The sequence below is a fragment of the Streptomyces sparsus genome (genome assembly GCF_054776295.1).
In genome coordinates this window covers 1-1,549 of sequence record NZ_BAAHCA010001048.1, presented here as the reverse complement: position 1 = coordinate 1,549, position 1,549 = coordinate 1, and the positions used below count along the sequence as shown (strand labels likewise).

General features: G+C 74.4%; 1 protein-coding gene. It reads right to left on the bottom strand.

From position 1 onward, the window contains the following. A partial coding sequence (locus ACYVE9_RS26190; RefSeq protein WP_461030373.1) for a PepSY-associated TM helix domain-containing protein occupies positions 1-1,406 on the bottom strand: 1,406 nt, incomplete at its 3' end. Between the last annotated feature and the right edge of the window lie 143 nt (positions 1,407-1,549).

Here is a 1,549-nt window from a genome sequence, read left to right as displayed (position 1 = left end):
GACCTGCGCCGGGCGAGCACGCCGAGCGTCACGTCCACGGCCAGGAACGCCAGCAGACCGAGCCCGATGAGCGGCACGAACCAGCCGACCGCCACCGTCACGGCGAGCAGCGGCAGCCACCACAGCACGGGCACCCGGCGCAGCGCGCCGCGCGGGTGGGGGCGCCCGAAGGTGAGCCGGTTGCCGCTGTCGGGGCGGCGCTGCCACCACATGCGGTAGCCCAGCACGGTCAGCACGCACAGCCCGGCGGCCAGTGCGAACAGCAGGATCTGGTTCGCGAGCCCGAACAGCAGGCCCTGGTGGGCGTCGATGCCCCAGCGGGTCAGCTTGGCGAGCAGCGGGTACTCCGCGAAGTCGAGCCGGTCGGTCACCTGCCCGTCGGCGGAGTCGACCGCGATCTGGTCGAGGTGGTGCGGGTACTGCTTGTCGGTCTGCTTGACGACGTAGGCGCCCGGCACGCCGTCCTCGTCCGGCACGGGGGCGACGATCTCCAGTGGCCCGGTGAGCCCCTGCTCGCCGCGGGCTGTGCGCAGTACCCGGTCGAGGCCGATCACGGGGTGCTGCTCGGCCGCGTCGGGTGTGTCGGCGGTGCCGTGTCCGGCGTGCCCCTCGTGGCCGCCGCCACCGGCGGCGGAGATGGCGGGGGTGGCGCCGCCGAGGCGTTCCCTGACCTCGCCGATGTTCTCGCCCGTCCACTTGGACCAGGTCAGTCCGGTCACCGACAGCACCAGCAGGCCGAGCGCGGCCCACAGGCCGATCGTGCCGTGCAGCGAGAGGGCGCGGCGGCGGCCGGTCGTGCCGCGCAGCCGTCGCTGTGCACGGCGGCGGCCGAGCCACAGCAGTACACCGCCGAGAGCGACCACGCCCAGCCAACTGGCGGCGAGTTCGCTGTAGAACCGGCCGGGTTCACCGAGCAGCAGATGCCGGTGGAGGTTGGACACCCAGGCGCGGAAGGGCAGCGCGCCGGAGCTGCCGTAGCTTTCGAGCGCTCCTCTGACCTCGGCGGTGTGCGGGTCGACGAAGACGGCCAGCGCCCGGTCCTCGGGCACGGCGGGGTCGTCGAGCAGGACGCGTGTGGTGGCGCCCGGGCCGGTGGACGGCCAGACCGCCTTCAGCTCACCGTCGGGGTGGTCGGCGAGGGCCGCGTCGACCTGGACGGAGAGCGGGAGCGCGGTGTCCTGCGCGGGGGCGGTGAGCTGCTCGGAGTAGATGACCTTCTCGATCTGGAAGGACGCCGCGTACAGGCCTCCGGTCAGGGCGGCGACCAGCAGGAAGGGGGCTGTCAGCAGGCCGGCGTAGAAGTGCAGCCGCAGCAGGAGCGGTCGCAGCGCGGCCCACAGGCTCGGCCGGCGGCCGGGCGGTTCGGGGGTGTCGTCGAGTTTTCGGGCAGGGGTGTCCACGGACATGGTCGGGTGGTCCTTCGTGGCAGGGGGTGGCGGGCTGGTGGGGGGACCGGCACGTCACCTCCGGAGGACCGCGGCGGGACAGGGAGTGGGGCGGCAGCGCGGGCCTCGGCCGCGGCACGGCGGCGTGCGGGTGCGGCGGCCGG